Source organism: Spiroplasma endosymbiont of Cleonymus obscurus (genome assembly GCF_964273375.1).
GTDB lineage: Bacteria > Bacillota_I > Bacilli_A > Mycoplasmatales > VBWQ01 > Spiroplasma_E.
In genome coordinates, this window is record NZ_CAXWWA010000003.1 from 124,342 (window position 1) to 146,396 (window position 22,055).

18 protein-coding genes and 3 pseudogenes are annotated in these 22,055 nt (G+C 24.5%); 4 read left to right on the forward strand and 17 right to left on the reverse strand.

Annotation, left to right across the window (positions count from 1 at the left end; translation table 4 throughout):
* Window positions 1–48: 48 nt before the first annotated feature.
* The 9 genes and pseudogenes from ACI2WJ_RS07440 to alaS all read right to left on the reverse strand — a co-directional run bounded on the left by ACI2WJ_RS07440 (window position 49) and on the right by alaS (window position 10,099).
* Window positions 49–1,287, reverse strand: coding sequence for an IS256 family transposase (locus ACI2WJ_RS07440; RefSeq protein WP_400255219.1), 1,239 nt, complete (start codon window positions 1,285–1,287; stop codon window positions 49–51).
* A gap of 95 nt (window positions 1,288–1,382) precedes the next feature.
* Window positions 1,383–2,363 (reverse strand): annotated as a pseudogene (locus ACI2WJ_RS07445) (IS256 family transposase); the annotation flags it as partial.
* Between the two features lie 100 nt (window positions 2,364–2,463).
* Window positions 2,464–2,610 (reverse strand): IS3 family transposase, encoded by a 147-nt coding sequence (locus ACI2WJ_RS07450; RefSeq protein WP_400255363.1) that lies wholly within the window; start codon window positions 2,608–2,610, stop codon window positions 2,464–2,466.
* A 119-nt stretch (window positions 2,611–2,729) separates the two neighbouring features.
* Complete coding sequence (locus ACI2WJ_RS07455) at window positions 2,730–3,008, reverse strand: transposase (protein ID WP_400254803.1); 279 nt, start codon at window positions 3,006–3,008, stop codon at window positions 2,730–2,732.
* A 143-nt stretch (window positions 3,009–3,151) separates the two neighbouring features.
* Window positions 3,152–3,661, reverse strand: coding sequence for a hypothetical protein (locus tag ACI2WJ_RS07460; RefSeq protein WP_400255364.1), 510 nt, complete (start codon window positions 3,659–3,661; stop codon window positions 3,152–3,154).
* 43 nt (window positions 3,662–3,704) lie between these two features.
* Window positions 3,705–4,349, reverse strand: coding sequence for a hypothetical protein (locus ACI2WJ_RS07465; RefSeq protein ID WP_400255365.1), 645 nt, complete (start codon window positions 4,347–4,349; stop codon window positions 3,705–3,707).
* A 327-nt stretch (window positions 4,350–4,676) separates the two neighbouring features.
* The gene (locus tag ACI2WJ_RS07470) at window positions 4,677–6,092 is read right to left on the reverse strand and encodes a DUF3626 domain-containing protein (RefSeq protein WP_400255366.1); all 1,416 of its coding nucleotides are present in this window, start codon (window positions 6,090–6,092) and stop codon (window positions 4,677–4,679) included.
* Window positions 6,093–6,344: 252 nt separating this feature from the next.
* Window positions 6,345–7,134 (reverse strand): IS5 family transposase gene (locus ACI2WJ_RS07475; RefSeq protein WP_400254448.1). Its coding sequence is split into 2 segments (ribosomal slippage): window positions 6,345–6,872 and window positions 6,874–7,134, totalling 789 coding nucleotides; the frame shifts between segments, so codons are not numbered across the junction.
* A 235-nt stretch (window positions 7,135–7,369) separates the two neighbouring features.
* Window positions 7,370–10,099 (reverse strand): alanine--tRNA ligase, encoded by a 2,730-nt coding sequence (gene alaS, locus ACI2WJ_RS07480; RefSeq protein ID WP_400255367.1) that lies wholly within the window; start codon window positions 10,097–10,099, stop codon window positions 7,370–7,372.
* 892 nt (window positions 10,100–10,991) lie between these two features.
* On the opposite strand from alaS, the gene ACI2WJ_RS07485 reads away from it, so the two are divergent.
* Both ACI2WJ_RS07485 and ACI2WJ_RS07490 read left to right on the forward strand, forming a co-directional pair.
* Window positions 10,992–11,282 carry a hypothetical protein gene (locus ACI2WJ_RS07485; protein ID WP_400255368.1) on the forward strand — a complete coding sequence of 97 codons (291 nt, stop codon included), beginning with the start codon at window positions 10,992–10,994 and terminating at the stop codon, window positions 11,280–11,282.
* A 387-nt stretch (window positions 11,283–11,669) separates the two neighbouring features.
* Complete coding sequence (locus ACI2WJ_RS07490; protein ID WP_400255369.1) at window positions 11,670–11,816, forward strand: hypothetical protein; 147 nt, start codon at window positions 11,670–11,672, stop codon at window positions 11,814–11,816.
* On the opposite strand, the gene ACI2WJ_RS07495 is transcribed toward ACI2WJ_RS07490, so the two are convergent.
* Both ACI2WJ_RS07495 and ACI2WJ_RS07500 read right to left on the reverse strand, forming a co-directional pair.
* A complete protein-coding gene (locus ACI2WJ_RS07495) occupies window positions 11,803–13,041 on the reverse strand; it encodes an IS256 family transposase (RefSeq protein ID WP_400255438.1) in 1,239 nt (412 codons plus the stop codon). The two genes, ACI2WJ_RS07490 and ACI2WJ_RS07495, sit on opposite strands and share 14 nt — an antisense overlap.
* 164 nt (window positions 13,042–13,205) lie before the next feature.
* The gene (locus ACI2WJ_RS07500) at window positions 13,206–13,511 is read right to left on the reverse strand and encodes a hypothetical protein (protein WP_400255370.1); all 306 of its coding nucleotides are present in this window, start codon (window positions 13,509–13,511) and stop codon (window positions 13,206–13,208) included.
* Here ACI2WJ_RS07500 and ACI2WJ_RS07505 point away from each other — a divergent pair.
* Entirely contained in the window at window positions 13,498–13,842 is a 345-nt protein-coding gene (locus tag ACI2WJ_RS07505) for a hypothetical protein (protein ID WP_400255371.1), read from the forward strand. The two genes, ACI2WJ_RS07500 and ACI2WJ_RS07505, sit on opposite strands and share 14 nt — an antisense overlap.
* A 246-nt stretch (window positions 13,843–14,088) precedes the next feature.
* Window positions 14,089–15,218, forward strand: a pseudogene (locus ACI2WJ_RS07510) (IS3 family transposase).
* A 22-nt stretch (window positions 15,219–15,240) separates the two neighbouring features.
* Here ACI2WJ_RS07510 and ACI2WJ_RS07515 read toward each other — a convergent pair.
* The 6 genes and pseudogenes from ACI2WJ_RS07515 to ACI2WJ_RS07540 form a co-directional block, all read right to left on the reverse strand.
* Window positions 15,241–15,375, reverse strand: a pseudogene (locus ACI2WJ_RS07515) (IS5/IS1182 family transposase); the annotation flags it as partial.
* A gap of 604 nt (window positions 15,376–15,979) precedes the next feature.
* Complete coding sequence (locus ACI2WJ_RS07520; RefSeq protein WP_252318892.1) at window positions 15,980–16,342, reverse strand: hypothetical protein; 363 nt, start codon at window positions 16,340–16,342, stop codon at window positions 15,980–15,982.
* A gap of 24 nt (window positions 16,343–16,366) precedes the next feature.
* Window positions 16,367–16,786 (reverse strand): HIT family protein, encoded by a 420-nt coding sequence (locus ACI2WJ_RS07525; protein WP_400255372.1) that lies wholly within the window; start codon window positions 16,784–16,786, stop codon window positions 16,367–16,369.
* Between the two features lie 51 nt (window positions 16,787–16,837).
* Window positions 16,838–18,619 (reverse strand): hypothetical protein, encoded by a 1,782-nt coding sequence (locus ACI2WJ_RS07530; RefSeq protein ID WP_400255373.1) that lies wholly within the window; start codon window positions 18,617–18,619, stop codon window positions 16,838–16,840.
* Window positions 18,570–20,618, reverse strand: coding sequence for a hypothetical protein (locus ACI2WJ_RS07535; RefSeq protein ID WP_400255374.1), 2,049 nt, complete (start codon window positions 20,616–20,618; stop codon window positions 18,570–18,572). The genes ACI2WJ_RS07530 and ACI2WJ_RS07535 overlap by 50 nt, the downstream gene beginning before the upstream one ends.
* A 182-nt stretch (window positions 20,619–20,800) precedes the next feature.
* A protein-coding gene (locus ACI2WJ_RS07540; RefSeq protein WP_400255375.1) for an IS3 family transposase occupies window positions 20,801–21,921 on the reverse strand; the annotation gives its coding sequence in 2 pieces (ribosomal slippage) (window positions 20,801–21,678 and window positions 21,678–21,921; 1,122 coding nt in all).
* Window positions 21,922–22,055: the final 134 nt, after the last annotated feature.

The following is a 22,055-nucleotide window of genomic DNA, read 5'->3' on the forward strand; positions in this document are numbered from 1 at the left end:
TAAAATGGAGGCTTTTATGTAATCTGTGTATCTTTGTTTTACAAAGTACTAGTTTAGATTAATTCTATCTTCAAATTTTATCATAAAATGAGCAATTGCTGTATTTCAATTTTGAATGGGCATTGTTCATTTTTTTGTTATATTTTCAATTGCTAAATAAAATATTTTAAAAACTGCCATATCATTAGGAAAAACTTTTTTATTTCTGATAATTTTTCGTAATTGACTATTTACAGATTCAATAGCATTTGTTGTATAAATCACTCTTTTAATTTCTGCAGGATAACTAATAAAAACCATTAAATTATCTCAATTTTTATATCAAGATTTAGCAATTTGAGGATAGTGTTTATTTCACTTATTTTCAAAGGATTCTAAAGCCTGCATTGCTTGTTCTTCACTACATGCAGTATAAATTGGTTTTAAATCTGCAACTAGAGATTTTCTATGCTTATATGAGACATATTTCAAACTATTTCTAATTTGATGAACTATGCATAATTGATGTTCTGTTTTAAGATAAACTGATTGTATTGCTTCTGACATGCCTGTTAAATTATCACTGCAGGCAATAAGAATATCATTTAAGCCACGATTTTTCATTTCTGTTAAATTTGCTAATCAAAATTTAGCACCTTCATTTTCACTAATTCATAAACCTAAAACATCTTTTTTACCTTCTAAATCAACTCCTAAAGCTATATAAACTGATTTGTTAATAATGCGTTTATCTTGTCGTACTTTAACTACTATACAATCAAAATAAACAATAGGATAAATGCCTTCTAATGGTCTATTTTGTCATGCTTTGACATCATCAATCACATCATCAGTAATTTGACTAATAATACTTTCACTAATATCAGCACCCTGATATAACTCTTGTAACTGCATTCTAATATCTGATAATGTCATACCTTTTGCATATAAGGAAAGAACTTGTTGATCAAAACCATCAAATCTTCTCTGTCTTTTTGGCACTATTACAGGAGTAAAATTACTATTACGATCTCGTGGTACATCAATCTCAATTTTACCTTGTTGAGTTATTAATTTTTTTGAACTTATACCATTACGAGCATTGTCACTATTACTATGTTGATTTTTTTCATATCCTAAATAATTTTGCATCTCAGAATTCAACATTTTTTCAACTAAACGTTTTGTTAATTCTTTATATAAACCCCCTTCTTTAAAAACTGTTGTTAAATCTTCAGTATTTTCTAATAATAAATCTACTGCTTTTGATATTGGATCATTATTATTAAAGTTATCTTTTTTAGCCATCTGTAACTCACTCTTTCTAGTCATTTAATTATATTTACTAGAATTAATTAAACATAGTTATTTTTGTAAGTTACACAGATTACTAAACATTACCCTCAATTTTTATATCAAGATTTAGCAATTTGAGGATAGTGTTTATTTCACTTATTTTCAAAGGATTCTAAAGCCTGCATTGCTTGTTCTTCACTACATGCAGTATAAATTGGTTTTAAATCTGCAACTAGAGATTTTCTATGCTTATATGAGACATATTTCAAACTATTTCTAATTTGATGAACTATGCATAATTGATGTTCTGTTTTAAGATAAACTGATTGTATTGCTTCTTCTGACATGCCTGTTAAATTATCACTGCAGGCAATAAGAATATCATTTAAGCCACGATTTTTCATTTCTGTTAAATTTGCTAATCAAAATTTAGCACCTTCATTTTCACTAATTCATAAACCTAAAACATCTTTTTTACCTTCTAAATCAACTCCTAAAGCTATATAAACTGATTTGTTAATAATGCGTTTATCTTGTCGTACTTTAACTACTATACAATCAAAATAAACAATAGGATAAATGCCTTCTAATGGTCTATTTTGTCATGCTTTGACATCATCAATCACATCATCAGTAATTTGACTAATAATACTTTCACTAATATCAGCACCCTGATATAACTCTTGTAACTGCATTCTAATATCTGATAATGTCATACCTTTTGCATATAAGGAAAGAACTTGTTGATCAAAACCATCAAATCTTCTCTGTCTTTTTGGCACTATTACAGGAGTAAAATTACTATTACGATCTCGTGGTACATCAATCTCAATTTTACCTTGTTGAGTTATTAATTTTTTTGAACTTATACCATTACGAGCATTGTCACTATTACTATGTTGATTTTTTTCATATCCTAAATAATTTTGCATCTCAGAATTCAACATTTTTTCAACTAAACGTTTTGTTAATTCTTTATATAAACCCCCTTCTTTAAAAACTGTTGTTAAATCTTCAGTATTTTCTAATAATAAATCTACTGCTTTTGATATTGGATCATTATTATTAAAGTTATCTTTTTTAGCCATCTGTAACTCACTCTTTCTAGTCATTTAATTATATTTACTAGAATTAATTAAACATAGTTATTTTTGTAAGTTACACAGATTACTAAACATTACCTATTTTTTATATTAAATTATGCTGATTCATAATTTCTTTAATTTTTTTGCGTGATAAATAAATTTCTTTATTTTCTAGACTGACTTTTAATCTTCTTGTTCCATAAACTTCTTTATTTTGTTTAAAAGCACTAATAACAGCTTCATCATACATATTATTTTTGATTTTATCTTCTTTTTTCTTTAAATTAAAATAATATGTTGATTTAGAAAGTTTTAAAAAACGACAAATTGGACGAATTTTATATTTAGATTTATTATTTGTAATAATCTCTACTTTCTGCCTATTATTAGTGCTGCTTGCTTTAAAATATCATTCTCCATTCTTAATTGTTTTAATTCTTTATTTGCTTGAATTAATTGTTTTTCTAAATCCGAAAGATTATCTTTAGTTTTAAAACTGCCTGAATTTGTAAATTGCTTAATTCATTTATAAGTAGCTGCTCTTGTAACGTTGTATTCTTTAGCAAGGCAAGATACTGATTTGCCATTTTGATATAAAGATACTATTTGTTTTTTAAATTCATCATTATATGAGTTAATATTGGCCATAATTATATTTCCTTTCTTTTAACTAATTTGTTCACTTGTCTACGTAATTAGTGTCCAATAAAGTGTAACCCATCCAAACAGTATAGAAAGAAAAATGAAACTAAAAAGAATTTATAATATTTACTAGAATTAATTAAACATAGTTATTTTTGTAAGTTACACAGATTACTAAACATTACCGATAATTGAAACTCATTATTTAATGTACTTAATGATCATTTAAAACCATTATTAATAGTTGTCATAGCATAAAGTCTAGCAATAGTAGATAAGATATTAAATTTATCAATTAATTTTCAACCATAATTTGGTCAAGTAAAACTATCAAGAGTATACATTGCAGCAGCAGTAACAACTACATGATTACTAAATGTTGATCAAAGATGAATTAATGATGTAATAAAGTATGAATTATTAACAGGTGAATTAGCAACACTTCTAGTTTGACAACAAGAACTAATAACCTTACGCGATCATTTAAAAATTTCACCAGTAAGAAGACTAAAAATAATATCAGCACTTGCCATCATAAGATTATGTTGTGTTTTTTCATTAGTAACGTCAAGAATATTAGTTATTCAATCATTAGATGGATGAGGTTTATTATCTGTAATATTAACTGAAAATACTCTTTGTGTAGTTCATGCAAACACAACAATAGGAATAATTCCTAATGCAGCGATAATAAAATATCAATTAATAGGTGTGTTTTTTTATTTCTGTAAAAGTACTTAAATCTAATGATTTTAAATCACTAAGGTATGCATTTTCATTTTCATATATTTTAAATTTTTGTTCAAATTGATTATTTTCATCTAAATTTGATAATTCTAAAATCAGTCTACCGTTTTTCAAACGAATAGTTTTCTGTCATTTTAAAACATTAGAAATATCAATAACATTTTCATGAATCATTATACCAGAATATACTACACCAGGTTCAAATCTCGTACGATATTTTCAACGTTCATTAATATCCAATCTTTTTTGTGTTATTCCACCATAACGACTATTAGTATCATCTATTCACTCTTCTTCATCGCTTGTTGAAAATTGATCTTGACTTTCTGTTCTTGTGTAATTAATATTGTCTTTATTTCTAACTTCTAAATTTTCTTGATGATATCCATTAACATATTCTTGACTTGTTGAAGGTTGATCTTGACTTTCTGTTCTTGTGTAATTAATATTGTCTTTATTTCTAACTTCTAAATTTTCTTGATGATATCCATTAACATGTTCTTGACTTATTGAAGGTTGATCTTGATTTTTGATTGCATTGTAATTATTGTTATTTTTATTTAATAAAGGTGTTTGTTCTGAATTCTTTTTTGTTTTCATTTTTCCCCCTTTTAATTATAAAAGTCCTGCTTTACTTTTAATAAGTAAAATAGGACTACTTAAATATACATTTCAATTGAATGACATTCTCTTTTAATACTTATAAATAAAAATTATAATTAATAAACTAGATTGTTACTAAATTATTTTTATTTTTTTACAATAAAAGAGTGTAAATAAAAATTAGAAATTTTAAAAAATTTTAATAGTAGCTAATACTAACTATGATATATTTTTTTTATGATTTAACTTTACCATATTTAATTAAAAAAAATAGAAAAATAATAATATCAGTATGGTTATTAAAATGGTTCAATATATATTTTATTAAAGAAGATTTTGTTGTGAATTTGAACAACTGTTTAAAAAGGGATTATTTAATTCTTCATCATTTGCTGATTGTTTATCAATTTTTTTTTCATCAGTTACTTTTTGATCTTGTAATAATGGCATAGTTTCCGTTGAAATTAATGGTGAATGTGGTGTTTCATTATTTTTTATCTCTAACAACAAATTTTTAATTTCAATATTTTTAGCATTTATTATTTCTTTAATTTCTTTATTTTTATTAATACATCCAAAACTAAAAACTTTAATAACAAAATTTAAAATTGGATTTATCTTTTTTTTCTCTAACTTGACAATATCACTTTTTAATTTTGTTATTTTTTCTTGTTTTAATGATAATTTATCTTCTAAATGTCTTTCTTCTTGTTTTATTTTATATTCTTCTTCAGTTATGAATATAATAAATGAAGATCCTAAACATGAGTTTATTTCATTTATTTTTTCTAATATTTGTTTTTGTTTATTAGGTGGATGAGTATCAAATTCCGCTTTTGATAAGCAAATTTGTTTTATATCACGTGCAAATAAGATTCTAGAATAAACATGAGCCTCTATATAATTTCCTTCACTTTTACCATAATTACGATGAGGAACAAATTTTTTTCCATTAGCTTTATTAATTAAACTTTTTAAACAATTATATCCAAATAAATCATTTTGACAATATCTTATCAATCTTGGGAAGTGTAAAAAAGTAGATATTTTATCTTTTAATTTCCCACCACTGAACGTAGGTGGTGAATACGTATCATAAGGACTATATGTACAATTATGTTTTACATAATCTTTTAGTATAATAAAAGATTTTCCATACATAGGAGCTCCACCCATAGGATTTTCCAAAAAATCTAATGCTGCATAGCAAGGTCTACTTGTTCACTGAAAATTAGCACTTCTTTTTGTTTGATCGCCAGTAAGGGTTGAAAAACGTCCAAATTTTTCATACTTACTATTATCAAATAATTGATTTAGATAAAATGCAACTTCCTCTATACTTGCTCGACCTACATTATAGTTAGAAATTTCATTTGGTTTTTCCTTATAAGCAAAACAGTTTAAAACCTCTGGTCATTTATTATTAATATCGTATATTTTTGAAAAATCAAAATTAATTGTTAACCTTGATGATTGTAATATTTTAGTAATCTTTTCTAATAAATCTTTTGCATTTTCTTGACTCATCTTGCATTTTTTAGATAATATTTTTAAAGCAGATTCATAATCTTCTTGTTGAGAGGATTCGCATAGTTCATAAATTTGATGTAAAATTTCACTTCTAAACAATTGACCATAAATCTCTTTTTTTAATCTTTCTTCATCTTTTGAATTATTTGATGAAGTTGAAGGCAAACCACCATTAATATGTGATAAATCAGATTGTTTGTTATATGCCATAATATTTATCTCCTCTATACTTAAGATGGACATTTGAAATCTATTTTATTGGTTTAAGCAATAGAGTATTTCTAATACACCTATTGTATTTTTTATGTTTTTTATTTATTAAATACAATAAAAACTCATTTATTTTTAAATTAAAATAATGAGTTAAAAAACCAATATTTAGTTTACACTTAGTTATTTTATTAAATTTTAGAAAAAATACAAGTTATTAATTAAAAAATGTATTTTTTTCTAAGAACCTGTTTAGAATCTTTTTAATAAAACTGAAATAAATGAAAGAACAACCATTTGTAAACTAGTATTTAGTTTTCTTTCACAATTTTTTCATAATCTTCTGTATTTTTCTAATCAAGCAAAGCTTCGTTCTACAATTCATCTTTTTGGTAATACTACAAAAGTATGTAATTCATTGCGTTTTATCACTTCAACATTTGCATTTATGATTGTTTTGATTTCAGAAGCAAATTTTTCACCAGTATAACCAGCATCTACTATTATTTTTTGAACTGCAGAAAGATTTTCTTTTTCATTTTCAATCATTATTATAGCGCTATTACGATCTGTTTTTTCTGCCGTGGTTATGTAAATTGCATGTGGTAAACCTTGAGAATCAACAACAATATGACGTTTTATGCCTGAAATCTTTTTACCAGCATCATAACCTTTATTTTCAGTAGTATCTGTATTTTTAACACTTTGCGAATCAATTATACAAAAACTAGTTTGTTCTTTGCGATTATTGTTGATACGAACTTTTTTAACTAATTTTTTTTAAAATTAATTGCAATACACTAGGTTCTTTACCATTATTTTTACTTCAAATTTGAAAATAATAATATACAGTTTGTCATTTTGGAAAATTTTTTGGTAACATTCTTCATTGACAACCACTTTTTAATACATATAAAATTGCACAAAATATTTCATATAAATCTAAACTTCTTGGTTTTGTTTTCTTTTTACTATTTTCTAAAATTGATTTTATGTTTTCAAATTGTTCTTTGGTGACATGACTTGGATAATTTTTATGCATATATACCTCTTATTTTAAAATATATAATCATTTTACATTATTTTCGAAAAGATTCTAAACAGGTTCTAAAATTATTATCACTACTATTTTTTATATTTCATCAATAAGAAATTATAAAAGATTATGCAATTACTGTAATAATGTTATATATGATTGTAAAACATTATTGATGTTGAACATATATTATTGTATATCATATAATATTTATATAAATTAATACATATAAGCATTAAGTTTAATATATAATTTTATTAATTTCTTTTTCTGTAATAAACTTATCAATCTTCCCTTGCGCTAAGATTGGGCTACCGCCACCCTTACCATTATATGTTTTTAATATTTTTTGTAAAATATTATTACTTTGATACTGTTTATTATTATGCAATTCTTTACTTGAAGCAACTAATACTAAATATTCTTGATTATTAATTTTATTAATAAAAATAATAATAATATTTTGATATTGATTACGATAATGTTCAATTATTTCTCTTAATGTTTTAATATCTAAATTTTCAAAATTTGCAATTAATAGTTTATAAATATTTTCATTTTTTGGAACTAAAGTTAAATATTTTTTCACTATCTTCTGACGATTTAATTCTTCAAAATTAATTTGTCATTTTTTAAATAAACCATGTAATTCTAGTAATAACATTTTTCCTTTTCTTCAATCAGCAGCTACCACTTTTAAATTATTAATAGCATCATATATTTTTTCAATTTCTTCTTCTTGCATACAATTATCTTTATTTTTTTGATATTGAATAAATAAACTATTGCTTTGTTCTTTAATCATCATTATTTGTTGTGTTAAGTATTCATTAATAGTTTTTAATGATGTTAAAGCATGAATTCGATAAGAACCAGATCCTTTTGACTCAACATTAGTTATTAATAATTGTTCTACTTCTTGTGAATTATAACAATGAGTACCCCCACAAAGTTCAATTGAAAAATCACCAAACTTAATTACTCGAACTTTTTCTTCATATTTTTCACCAAAAAAAGCTAAAGCTCCAATTTTGATTGCTTCTTCATATGTACAATAAATAATTTCACAAGGATATTTACCTTTAATTCATTTACTTACTTGTTGTTCTATACTTATAATTTGTTCTAAAGTTAACATTTCATAATGACTAAAATCTAATCGTAAATATTGATAATTATTAAAACTTCCAGATTGCATAACATGTAAACCTAATAATTTTCTTAAAGCAGCATGTAATAAATGAGTTCCTGAATGATTTTTTCTTGTATAAAAACGATGTGAACTATTAATTTGTGCTTCAACAATTTCTGTTTGTGTTAATTCACCTTTTACTTCCACTTGATGAATATGCTGTTTTTGTGGTCCTTGTTGTACATCAATAACAGAGGCCGTTCCATTTTCTCCTTTGATAATACCATCATCAGATGCTTGCCCCCCCTTTTCTGCATAAAAAGGTGTTTCATTTAAAATTAAATAACCTTTTTCATTTTTTAAAAATTTTACCTCATGCTCTGATTTAAACATAAAAACAATATTTGTATTTATTTGTTCTTTATCATAACCAACAAAAAAGGTTGAAGGAACTTTTAAATTAGTTAGTAATGAAGATTGAATTGTTAATGCTTGATGATTAATTCTTACCTTTCTTGTATTATCTTTACTGTTATCCAATAACTTTTGAAAACCTTTTAAATCAACAGTCGCATTTTCTTCATTTGCAATCTCTAATGTTAATTCAATAGGATAACCATAGGTATCAAATAATTTAAAAGCCGCAGTTGCATCTACTTTTTTATTATCTTTAATAACTTGTAATAATAATTGTTTTCCTGTTATCAATGTTGTTCAAAATTTTAATTCTTCGATTTTAATAATATTAGTTACTAAATCGACTTTTTTATGTAATTCTTGATAATGTTGACCCATAACTTTGATAATAATTGAAACTAACTTAAACAAAAATGGTTCATTAATATTAAGTTTTTGTCCATATACAACAGCTCTTCTAATCAATCTTCGTAATACATAACCACGATCTTTATTACTAGGAAAAACACCATCACTAATTGCAAAAACTAAGCAACGAATATGATCAGCAATAATTTTAAATGCAGTATTAATAGTTTTTTGTTTAATCTCTTGTGTAAAATAATTATTAATATCATAACGAAAATTTGTCAATTTTTCACATTCATGAATAATATTTTGAAATAAATCAGTATCAAAGTTAGTTGGCACATCTTGTAAAATTGCTACTAGTCTTTCTAATCCTGCACCAGTATCAATATTTTTTCTTGGTAAATCAGTATAATTATTTTTGCCATCATTATTAAATTGTGAAAAAACAATATTTCAAATTTCAATATAACGATCATTTTCAATATCATCTTTTAATAATTTAATACCAATATTTTTAGGATCATATTTAATACCACGATCATAATAAATTTCAGTATTAGGACCACAAGGACCTTGACCCATATCTCAAAAGTTAGTAGATCTTGTACCTTTAATAATACGTTCTTTTGGTAATTTAATAATATTTAATCATAAATTATATGTTTCTTCATCTTCATTAAAAACTGTTACATATAATAAATTAGCATCTAAATTTAATCACTTTTTACTAGTTAAAAATTCTCATCCTCAAACAATAGCTTCTTTTTTAAAATAATCACCAATTGAAAAATTACCTAACATTTCAAAAAAAGTTTGATGTCTTGCTGTAATACCAATATTTTCAATATCATTAGTTCTAATTGCTTTTTGTGAATTTGCTAATCTTTTAGCAATTGGGGTTTGTCGTCCATCAAAATATGGTTTTAATGTAGCAACTCCAGAATTAATCCACAATAGTGAAGGATCATCATTTGGAACAAGTGATGCACTTTCTAAAATGTGATGATCATAACTTTTAAAAAAATTTAATCAAGTTGTTCTAACTTTATCTGTTGTTCATTTTATTGACATAATAATTTCTCCTCAAAATAATAAAAATTCCTATCAAAATAGGAACGTTTTTTAACGCGGTACCATCCTAATTCACTTACAAAGTAAATGCACTTAATTAATGATTAAAATTGTTAAATTAGGAGCTTCTAATTAATAATGGTTAAGTGCTTACACTATTCACTCTCGCTGAAAACTAATTATTATTAATTATACTTATCTAATTTAGATTAATATAAATATTAATTTCAATTTTAATATTAACCATAAATATTAGTTATTACAAGCAAAAAGATAAAATTATGAAATATTTTTATAAATTAAAAAGAAAAAAATATTAATTATTAACTTTATAGAATAAAAATTACAAGAAAGATTTTTTCTATTTAATCAAAAATATAATTTAACTGGTATTTTTTTTATTGTATATTCATTTTTTCAGATATAAACTTTAGTTAAGATTTGCTTAGAGTAATTTTTAAAAAATAAAAATTTATTATTAAATTATATAAAATTAATTCATTTAATTCAATATTATTTACTATTTAATATAGTAACTAATTTAATATATTAATGCATTTTTTATATTTTTAAATCTATAATTTTGAACAAAAAAATATTTTAAGTAAATCTTAAATATAAAAAATAAAAATGATAATTAATTGAAATTTTACAATTAAATCTAGCATTAAAAATTTTATTAATTTATTAAAATTAATCTTTGTAAGAACAATAACTATTAAATTACTATTCATTTTTTTAAAATGAAATTTTAAACAACTGAATTTATTTATTATTTCAAAAAACAAAAAAATAATTTAATTTCTACTCTAAATTTGTGTTTTATTAACATATTACTATAAAAGGAGTCCAAAAATAAATCAAATTAATAAATAAAAAGGAGACAAATTTTATGTCAAGTAAACTAAATAATAATGAAATAAATAATACAATAAATGAATTTGAAGAAACTGAAGAGGAAGAAAAAGAAAATGTTGACACAGAATTAGAAAAAATTAAACAAGAAAAAGAAGAAATTCAATCTAAATTAAATGAAACACAAATTAAATTAGAAGAAGCTAACAAAGAAATCGAACAACTATTAGAAGAAATTGAAAACAGTAAAGATAGTGAACAACTACAAGAACTAAAAAATAAACTAGAAAATACAGAACTAGAAAAAAAGCAATTGAAAATAAATTAAATGAAATAGAATCTAAGTTAGAAGAAGCCAATAAAGAAATCGAACAACTAAAAGAAAATAAAACCGAAGATGAATTAAAAAATATTGAAAAAATAGAACAATTAGAAAAAAACTAGCAGAGACAGAACTTGAAAAAAAAGAAATAGAAAATAAATTAGAAGAAACCAATAAAGAAAAAGAAGAAATTCAATCTAAATTAAATGAAACACAAATTAAATTAGAAGAAGCTAACAAAGAAATTGAACAACTAAAAGAAGAAAACAAAAACACTAACGATAATGAAAAAATACAAGAACTAAAAAATAAACTAGAAAAAAGGTAATGTTTAGTAATCTGTGTAACTTACAAAAATAACTATGTTTAATTAATTCTAGTAAATATAATTAAATGACTAGAAAGAGTGAGTTACAGATGGCTAAAAAAGATAACTTTAATAATAATGATCCAATATCAAAAGCAGTAGATTTATTATTAGAACCGAGGCTTTTTAATAATCTGTGTATCTTTGTTTTGCAAAGTACTAGTTCAGATTAATTCTGTCTTCAAATTTTATCATAAAATGAGCAATTGCTGTATTTCAATTTTGAATGGGCATTGTTCATTTTTTTGTTATATTTTCAATTGCTAAATAAAATATTTTGAAAACTGCCATATCATTTGGAAAAACTTTTTTATTTCTGATGACTTTTCGTAATTGACTATTAACAGATTCAATAGAATTTGTAGTATAAATCACTCTTTTGATTTCTGGAGGATAACTAATAAAAATCATTAAATTATCTCAATTTTTATATCAAGATTTAGCAATTTGAGGATAGTGTTTATTTCATTTACTTTCAAATGATTCTAAAGCTTGCATTGCTTGTTCTTCACTACATGCATTATAAATTGGCTTTAAATCTGTAACTAGTGATTTTCGATGTTTGTATGAAACATATTTTAAACTATTTCTGATTTGATGAACTATACATAATTGATGTTCAGTTTTAGGATAAACTGATTGTATTGCTTCTGACATGCCTGTTAAGTTGTCACTACAAGCAATAAGAATATCATTTAAGCCACGATTTTTCATTTCTGTGAAATTTGCTAATCAAAATTTAGCGCCTTCATTTTCACTAATTCATAAACCTAAAACATCTTTTTTACCTTCTAAATCAACACCTAAAGCTATATAAACTGATTTGTTAATAATGCGTTTATCTTGTCGTACTTTAACTACTATACAATCAAAATAAACAATGGGATAAATGCCTTCTAATGGTCTATTTTGTCATGCTTTGACATCATCAATCACATCATCAGTAATTTGACTAATAACACTTTCACTAATATCAGCACCATGATATAACTCTTGTAACTGCATTCTAATATCTGATAATGTTATACCTTTTGCATATAAGGAAAGAACTTGTTGATCAAAACCATCAAATCTTCTCTGTCTTTTTGGCACTATTACAGGAGTAAAATTACTATTACGATCTCGTGGTACATCAATCTCAATTTTACCTTGTTGAGTTATTAATTTTTTTGAACTTATACCATTACGAGCATTGTCACTATTACTATGTTGATTTTTTTCATATCCTAAATAATTTTGCATCTCAGAATTCAACATTTTTTCAACTAAACGTTTTGTTAATTCTTTATATAAACCCCCTTCTTTAAAAACTGTTGTTAAATCTTCAGTATTTTCTAATAATAAATCTACTGCTTTTGATATTGGATCATTATTATTAAAGTTATCTTTTTTAGCCATCTGTAACTCACTCTTTCTAGTCATTTAATTATATTTACTAGAATTAATTAAACATAGTTATTTTTGTAAGTTACACAGATTACTAAACATTACCAAGAAAAGGTCACCCCAAGATAAAAAAAATAATATTTCATCTTAAATAAGATAACTCTTTTCTTAATATTTTACATTTGTGATGTTCTTGGTTTATTTAAGTTTATTAATGGTAGGTTTGCTGATTCATTGTTTACTTGTTGTTTATTAAAATCTTTTCCAGATGATTTTGAAAATAATGTTGGATTTGTTTTTGGTTTTTTACTACATGATTCTGATATTTTTTTTCATTTTTGACTAATTTCTATTTCAATTTTCTTATTTTTATTAATTTTTCCAAAAGTTACTAATTTAATTAAGAAATTTAAAATTTTATTTATTTTTTGTTGTTCTAAAACTTTAATTTCTTCTATTTCAGATTTTTTGATTACTTGCATTAAATTTGATTGTGTTTTTGCTGATTTTTCAAGTTCTTCTTGTTCTTCTAAATATAAACCAATTGCTTTATTATTTCTTTCCTGTCTTTTTAATGATAAAGCCTCTAATGCAATCGCTCTATCAATATCTTCTCTTTCTTTCTCAGATACTTCTTCTGATTGTAAGGATAATGGTACTGATTTTTCAAGTTCTTCTTGTTCTTCTAAATATAAACCAATTGCTTTATTATTTCTTTCCTGTCTTTTTAATGATAAAGCCTCTAATGTAATCGCTCTATCAATATCTTCTCTTTCTTTCTCAGATACTTCTTCTGATTGTAATGTTTTATAAGGTTCATCAACAACTACAAAACCAAATTCATCATCTTCATTAGTTGCTTGTAAATCTAAACTACTTTCATAAAGAGATGGTGAAATGGTTGGTTCGGAAATTATTACCTTTTCTTGATGACTATTATTTGTACCTTGAATTTGAGGTTGAATAATCTTACTTCCTTTGGGTGGATGGGTTACACTTTATTGGACACTAATTACGTAGACAAGTGAACAAATTAGTTAAAAGAAAGGAAATATAATTATGGCCAATATTAACTCATATAATGATGAATTTAAAAAACAAATAGTATCTTTATATCAAAATGGCAAATCAGTATCTTGCCTTGCTAAAGAATACAACGTTACAAGAGCAGCTACTTATAAATGAATTAAGCAATTTACAAATTCAGGCAGTTTTAAAACTAAAGATAATCTTTCGGATTTAGAAAAACAATTAATTCAAGCAAATAAAGAATTAAAACAATTAAGAATGGAGAATGATATTTTAAAGCAAGCAGCACTAATAATAGGCAGAAAGTAGAGATTATTACAAATAATAAATCTAAATATAAAATTCGTCCAATTTGTCGTTTTTTAAAACTTTCTAAATCAACATATTATTTTAATTTAAAGAAAAAAGAAGATAAAATCAAAAATAATATGTATGATGAAGCTGTTATTAGTGCTTTTAAACAAAATAAAGAAGTTTATGGAACAAGAAGATTAAAAGTCAGTCTAGAAAATAAAGAAATTTATTTATCACGCAAAAAAATTAAAGAAATTATGAATCAGCATAATTTAATATCAAAATACACTAAATTATCATTTAAAAATCATCATAACAAAGTCAATGATAGCCAAATAAGCAATCTTGTGAATAGAAACTTTAATAATAGGCTTAAAAATGAAGTTATTGTTAGTGATTTAACTTATGTTCAAGTTAATGGTAAGTGAAACTATATTTGCTTATTAATCGACCTATTTAACCGCGAAATTATTGGACATAGTGTGTAGGTAGTAGGTACTAAAAAAGATGCATCATTAGTATATCAAGCATTTATGCAATCAAATCGCTGTTTAAAAGATATTCAAATATTTCATAGTGATCGCGGTAATGAATTCAATAATAAAACTATTGATAAACTTTTATTAGCATTCAATATTACCCGTTCTTTAAGCAAAAAAGGTTGTCCTTATGATAATGCTGTTGCTGAAGCAACTTTCAAAACTTTCAAAACTGAATTTATTAATGATAAAAATTTTACATCATTAATCCAATTAAAATTAGAATTATTTGATTATATCAATTGATACAACAACATACGAATCCACAGCACTTTAAACTACCTAACTCCAGTTAAATATCATGAAAAAATGTCTACCAAAAAATAGTCCTAAAAAGGGTTGCCATTCCAACATATAAAATTGCACAAAATATTTCATATAAATCTAAACTTCTTGGTTTTGTTTTCTTTTTACTATTTTCTAAAATTGATTTTATGTTTTCAAATTGTTCTTTGGTGACATGACTTGGATAATTTTTATGCATATATACCTCTTATTTTAAAATATATAATCATTTTACATTATTTTCGAAAAGATTCTAAACAGGTTCTAACACTTTTCTTTTTTTCATATCTCAATCTCCTTTTTCTTTTTTTATTAATGCTTAAAATTATAGCATCATTAATAAAAAATGCTTTTTTGATGAAAACAAAAAGGTAGTTATGCCACTCATTCATCAATTAATAATTTTTATGCATATATACCTCTTATTTTAAAATATATAATCATTTTACATTATTTTCGAAAAGATTCTAAACAGGTTCTAACACTTTTCTTTTTTTCATATCTCAATCTCCTTTTTCTTTTTTTATTAATGCTTAAAATTATAGCATCATTAATAAAAAATGCTTTTTTGATGAAAACAAAAAGGTAGTTATGCCACTCATCAATTAATAATTTTTATAAAATTTGATAATAATAACTATTATAATATTTTTTTCTTATTATTTATGTTGAAAATAAACTCTAAAAATATTATTAATTATTTATTAAAAATTGATTTAATACTATTTTCAACCAAAATTATAAAAAAAATATTGGACAATATATTATCCAATATTTTAAGTTATTAATAATTATTTTATGACTTATTTACTATTAAATATTCATAAAATAGAGCCAAACGCCATGATAATATGTGGTAAAGCATTAATATAAGTTCATGTTGACTTATAATCTACATCTTTGCCAACAAATAAACCAATAACTATTATAACTGAAAGAAATGATATAAATAGTGCTCATAGTCTTGATCATAATCCGGGTTTAACTGAAAATGGTATTAGAATATAAATAATACCTATTATAACTAATGTAGCTCCATTTTCATTTCAGCCATAGAAACTATAAGTTATAACTCCCGCTGCATACAATAAACTAAAAACAATAATTCATACAGCACCAATTAGCATTAATATTTTAGGTAAAGTTAATAACTTAAGACTTTTCATTTTTTTCCTCCTTAAATATTTGTTTTACATTAATTGTGATTTTAGTATTTTTTTAAGATTATTAATATCATCAATTGTAACATTTTCTTTTGTCCTATTAATTAAAAACCCTTTTTCACGAATATATTTTGGAATAATATGAACATGATAATGAAATACTTCTTGAAATGCTTCGCTACCATTATTAGTTAAAATATTAAATCCTTTAATTTCGGGAATAGTTTTTATTAGCAAATTAGCAATTTTATGAGTTGTGATACTAACATCGCTCACTATTTTAGGTGTAGTATCAATAAAAGTTTCAAAATGTTGCTTTGGAATTACTAGAATGTGTCCTTTAGTTACGGGATTGATATCCATGAATGCTACTGTATTTGTATCTTCAAAAATTAAGTTATTTGTATCTTTAATAATTGTACAAAAAATGCATGCTTTATTTGTCATATATTTCACCTCAACTTACTTTATAAGTATAACTTAAAATATTAAGTATTATTATGGATAAAACTCTTTTACCTTATTTCAAAACTCTTCTTCATATATATTATTTTTTGGAATATATGTTGGAAATAAATTTTGGGCAGCGATTTTAAAGTTTTCAGCTGCTGGTGAATCTTTAGTTGCAGAATCACTAGCAGATATAGAATATAACATTTGTCAAAATATATTTCACTTTGTTTCTTGGGTAATAGTGCTTTCCTTACCATCAGCTCTTATATACTTAGAGAAATCTGTCTTAAGACTAGCATTACCACTAATGTTTCATGAATGAATTAAATTACTAATTTCTGGAACTCAGCCTTCGTTTTTATTACTTAAAAAACTAAAATCTAAATTTTGTAGAAGGTTTAGGAAATAAATAGGAGCAGAGTAAGTAAATGTAGCAATATTATTATTCGTAGTGTAATGTAATCCACCATTAGATACTCAACCTGCAGCCAATTGATTATTAGTTGCAGTACTTAAGAAACCATTAGCACCAAAATTAGGATCAATTTCACTAATAGTTGAGGCATTACCGCTTGTTAATTGAGTAAAAAAATCAGAATTTAAAGTTTTTCCTTTTCCTGAATCATCATCTTTAACAATTGACTCTCACTTTGGAGGTTCAGAAGGACTACTATTTCATTTTTTATCAATGCTTTGCGCATTTGCTAAATCAGTAGTAAAGTTTCAATTTACATTATAGTTACTCTTTTGTCAACCAGTAGTATCTTGTAATTGACTTATGTAAAGGTTATTTGTTTGGGTTGAAATTATAGGTTTACCTGCTTCATTATCTTTAATATCAACAATATTGTCTAAAATATAAGACATTGTAAATAAAGTTTGATTTAATGCTGGTAAAATTTCATATTGATAATATTGTTGATAACGAAAACGTAATCATCATTGGAAACGTTTTAAATATTTTGAATAAGTTGGAATATCAGTACCAGAAAGACTTTTTTGTGTTTTATTAATACCAGCACTACTATTTCATTTTTTAGCATCATTTGGTAATAATTTACCAATTTCATTACTATAATTGTCATCTGGATGTTTAGCAATGGCAGCTAATTGTTCATCAAAAGCAGCATCTTTATCACCATAATCTTTATATAAACTATCAGGAGTAAATATTTGATCAGGATCATTAACTTTACCAGTATCTTTATTTTTTTCTTTATAAAAATCTACATTTTGATAATTAAATTTACTTGTACCATCCTGATGTCAACTTTGATTTTGAAATAATAACTCATTATTATCTGCTGCTGATACTTTATCTAGTGAATTAGCTGTATTAATACCACTTAAGTACTTTTGAGTTAATAAACTTAATCCTAAATCATCTTTAAGTTTTATAAAAGCTTTATTGGCTTCTCCCATTATTGCAGTAGTACCATCTGCATTTTTTGTGTCTTCACTATAATGAAGTTTCTTATGAAAAAATTCATAAAATTTTTGCTGAGCAATTGTTCCTTCAACATCTTTTAAAATAAAATCAAGACCTTGTGAATAAGTATTCTTAAACTGAGCAGAAATCGTTTCATTAAAATTTACTCCTAAAAAATTAAATAATACACGATTTTTATAATCATCAGGAATTTTACCACTAGGTAAATTACTCATATCACGTTCATTATCACAAGCAACTAATAATAATACAGGACCAGATAAAAGAGTAACTGAAGTTAATAATGGTAAAATCTTTTTTATCTTTTTCATTTTTAATACCTCCCGTCTAAGAACTAATGATACTTGGATCATATCATCATAATGTTCGTTTCCCAACAACATCTAGATAATTAGCAATATTAGTATCCATACGAGCAACTGGTGCATCTTGTGTAAAGCCATCTCATGTATTATTAGTTTTTATAATATTATCCTTAAATGCTGCATTAATATTAATACCTTGTCTATTGTTTCAACGATTTTCTTTAGTTTTATCAAATCAACTTTTCATTTTTTCAACAAAGCTATTAATTTTCGTATCAGTTGGATCAAGAGGACTTGAACCAAATATATCCTGTAAATTTCAATGAATTAAACTCGAGTTATTATTAAAGTATAAATTATAATCTCATCAAGTTGCATCACCAAGGCTACCAGTACCTCCAGTAAAGGCTGTTAATGCATCATTTAAATTAAAAGTAAGAGTTGTATTTGGAGTATATTTTTGTAGTAAAAAACCAGTTTGTAAATAATCAAGATAAGGAGAATCAGATAATCCACCTGGACGCTCAGATAACGGTGCTAAGTCTTTTCACTGATAAGTATCTTTTCTATGATTTTTAAATGTTTTAATTATATTATAAGTTGATTCATCGCTTTTAGGTTTGTCTTGCTGTTGATATGTGATACCTGGCGTTTGAATAAAATGAATACCACCAGTATCAATAAAAATGCCAACTCCAGGTCCATTATTAACTGCAGCATCAGGAAGTTGTGGTCCTTTTATATCTTTCATATAAACTAAATCATTATATTGGCTAGTACCATCTTTACCTTTATCTTTAATACTATCACGGTCTATATAAGGAATTAAGTCATCTAAACCCTTTTCCTTGTCAGTTGGTGAAGTAAATTGTGTTAATTTATATGGTTGAATACCATCAACATTTTTACCAACACCTTCAGCACTAGTTACATAACGATATAAGTAATAATAAAAAGGACTATTCTCTTGTGAAGATTTAGTAATATCCATTAATCCTAAATCACCAGTTTTACTAACATCAGTAGTAGCGGCCCCTTTTTCTTCAGTGAATGTTTGATCAAAACCATTAGTTCTAATATTCTTTAAAATTTCATTAATTTTAGTTTTATTTTGAGAAAACTGAGAAGCACTAATCTTTTCTTGTAAAGGTTTAGCAGTAGAATCAAAAGGAATAACAATTTGACGAGTTCAAATTAATTCTTGATTTCTTAACATTACTTTAGCTATTTTAGATTGATTATTACTTAATAAGCCATCAATAGTATTGTATGAATCTGTTTCATAATTACTATCATTCTTATCATCACTAGTTTTTACAACAGGGAAACTAATATTAACACCAGTTCATGTTTTAGCAGCTTTAACAGCATCATCTAATTGTTTAAAATCAGTAAGATCAGGATTTAAACTATTGGCATTAGCAACAACTCAAATTTTGCTAGAATATTTACCAGCATCAGTAATACTTGTTTTACCATTAATGTATTGTTGTACACTATCATAAGTACCATTTGGATTGTTTTCACTCTTTACTTGTTCTCATAAATCCTTTAATCAAATATTAATTTCATTTTGATTGTAGTATTTATAATCCTTATAATTACTAGTAACATAACTACGTTGAATAATACCTAAAGCACTCTTTTTTAAAATATTATCAATGTAAGTATTAACATCATCATCGCCCAATACTTTCTTTCATTGTTTTTCTCATGAACGACCATATTTTGCTTGTAATGATTTTATTTTATTTTCCATCTCAGATTGAGCTGCTGTCAAAGCAGCAAGATAATCATCTTTATATTCTGGAGTATTTTTTAAAATTGAAAGATTAATATATTGATTAATATCAGTATATAATGTTTTACCTCATCCACTATTGGGATTATTTAATAAGTAATTAAAAAAGGTGTCAGTCGTAGTACTTGTATCTATAAAAGCACTATTTCAGTCGAAAACATTAGTTGTGCCTCTTTCATTTGAATTATTACAAGCTATAATAGACATAGTTGATGTTGATGATAACGTGAAAGCTGCAACTAAGGCAAGAATATTGCGCACTTTATTCACTCCTTTTAATTAAATCTATAGCAAAAAAAGATTTTTTAATTTATTTTACTAAGATATCTTAACATAAAATTTATATTTAAGGGATAGTTTTTTCTAATTAATTTTAAAATGAAATAACTAATTACCAATTATTTATTTTAAAAAATTTAAAATATTAATTGGAATGGCAACCCTTTTTAGGACTATTTTTTGGTAGACATTTTTTCATGATATTTAACTGGAGTTAGGTAGTTTAAAGTGCTGTGGATTCGTATGTTGTTGTATCAATTGATATAATCAAATAATTCTAATTTTAATTGGATTAATGATGTAAAATTTTTATCATTAATAAATTCAGTTTTGAAAGTTTTGAAAGTTGCTTCAGCAACAGCATTATCATAAGGACAACCTTTTTTGCTTAAAGAACGGGTAATATTGAATGCTAATAAAAGTTTATCAATAGTTTTATTATTGAATTCATTACCGCGATCACTATGAAATATTTGAATATCTTTTAAACAGCGATTTGATTGCATAAATGCTTGATATACTAATGATGCATCTTTTTTAGTACCTACACTATGTCCAATAATTTCGCGGTTAAATAGGTCGATTAATAAGCAAATATAGTTTCACTTACTATTAACTTGAACATAAGTTAAATCACTAACAATAACTTCATTTTTAAGCCTATTATTAAAGTTTCTATTCACAAGATTGCTTATTTGGCTATCATTGACTTTGTTATGATGATTTTTAAATGATAATTTAGTGTATTTTGATATTAAATTATGCTGATTCATAATTTCTTTAATTTTTTTGCGTGATAAATAAATTTCTTTATTTTCTAGACTGACTTTTAATCTTCTTGTTCCATAAACTTCTTTATTTTGTTTAAAAGCACTAATAACAGCTTCATCATACATATTATTTTTGATTTTATCTTCTTTTTTCTTTAAATTAAAATAATATGTTGATTTAGAAAGTTTTAAAAAACGACAAATTGGACGAATTTTATATTTAGATTTATTATTTGTAATAATCTCTACTTTCTGCCTATTATTAGTGCTGCTTGCTTTAAAATATCATTCTCCATTCTTAATTGTTTTAATTCTTTATTTGCTTGAATTAATTGTTTTTCTAAATCCGAAAGATTATCTTTAGTTTTAAAACTGCCTGAATTTGTAAATTGCTTAATTCATTTATAAGTAGCTGCTCTTGTAACGTTGTATTCTTTAGCAAGGCAAGATACTGATTTGCCATTTTGATATAAAGATACTATTTGTTTTTTAAATTCATCATTATATGAGTTAATATTGGCCATAATTATATTTCCTTTCTTTTAACTAATTTGTTCACTTGTCTACGTAATTAGTGTCCAATAAAGTGTAACCCATCCAAATTTTTTTAAATATTATTACTTTATAGTGCACAAATAATATTTTATTCATTTTTTAA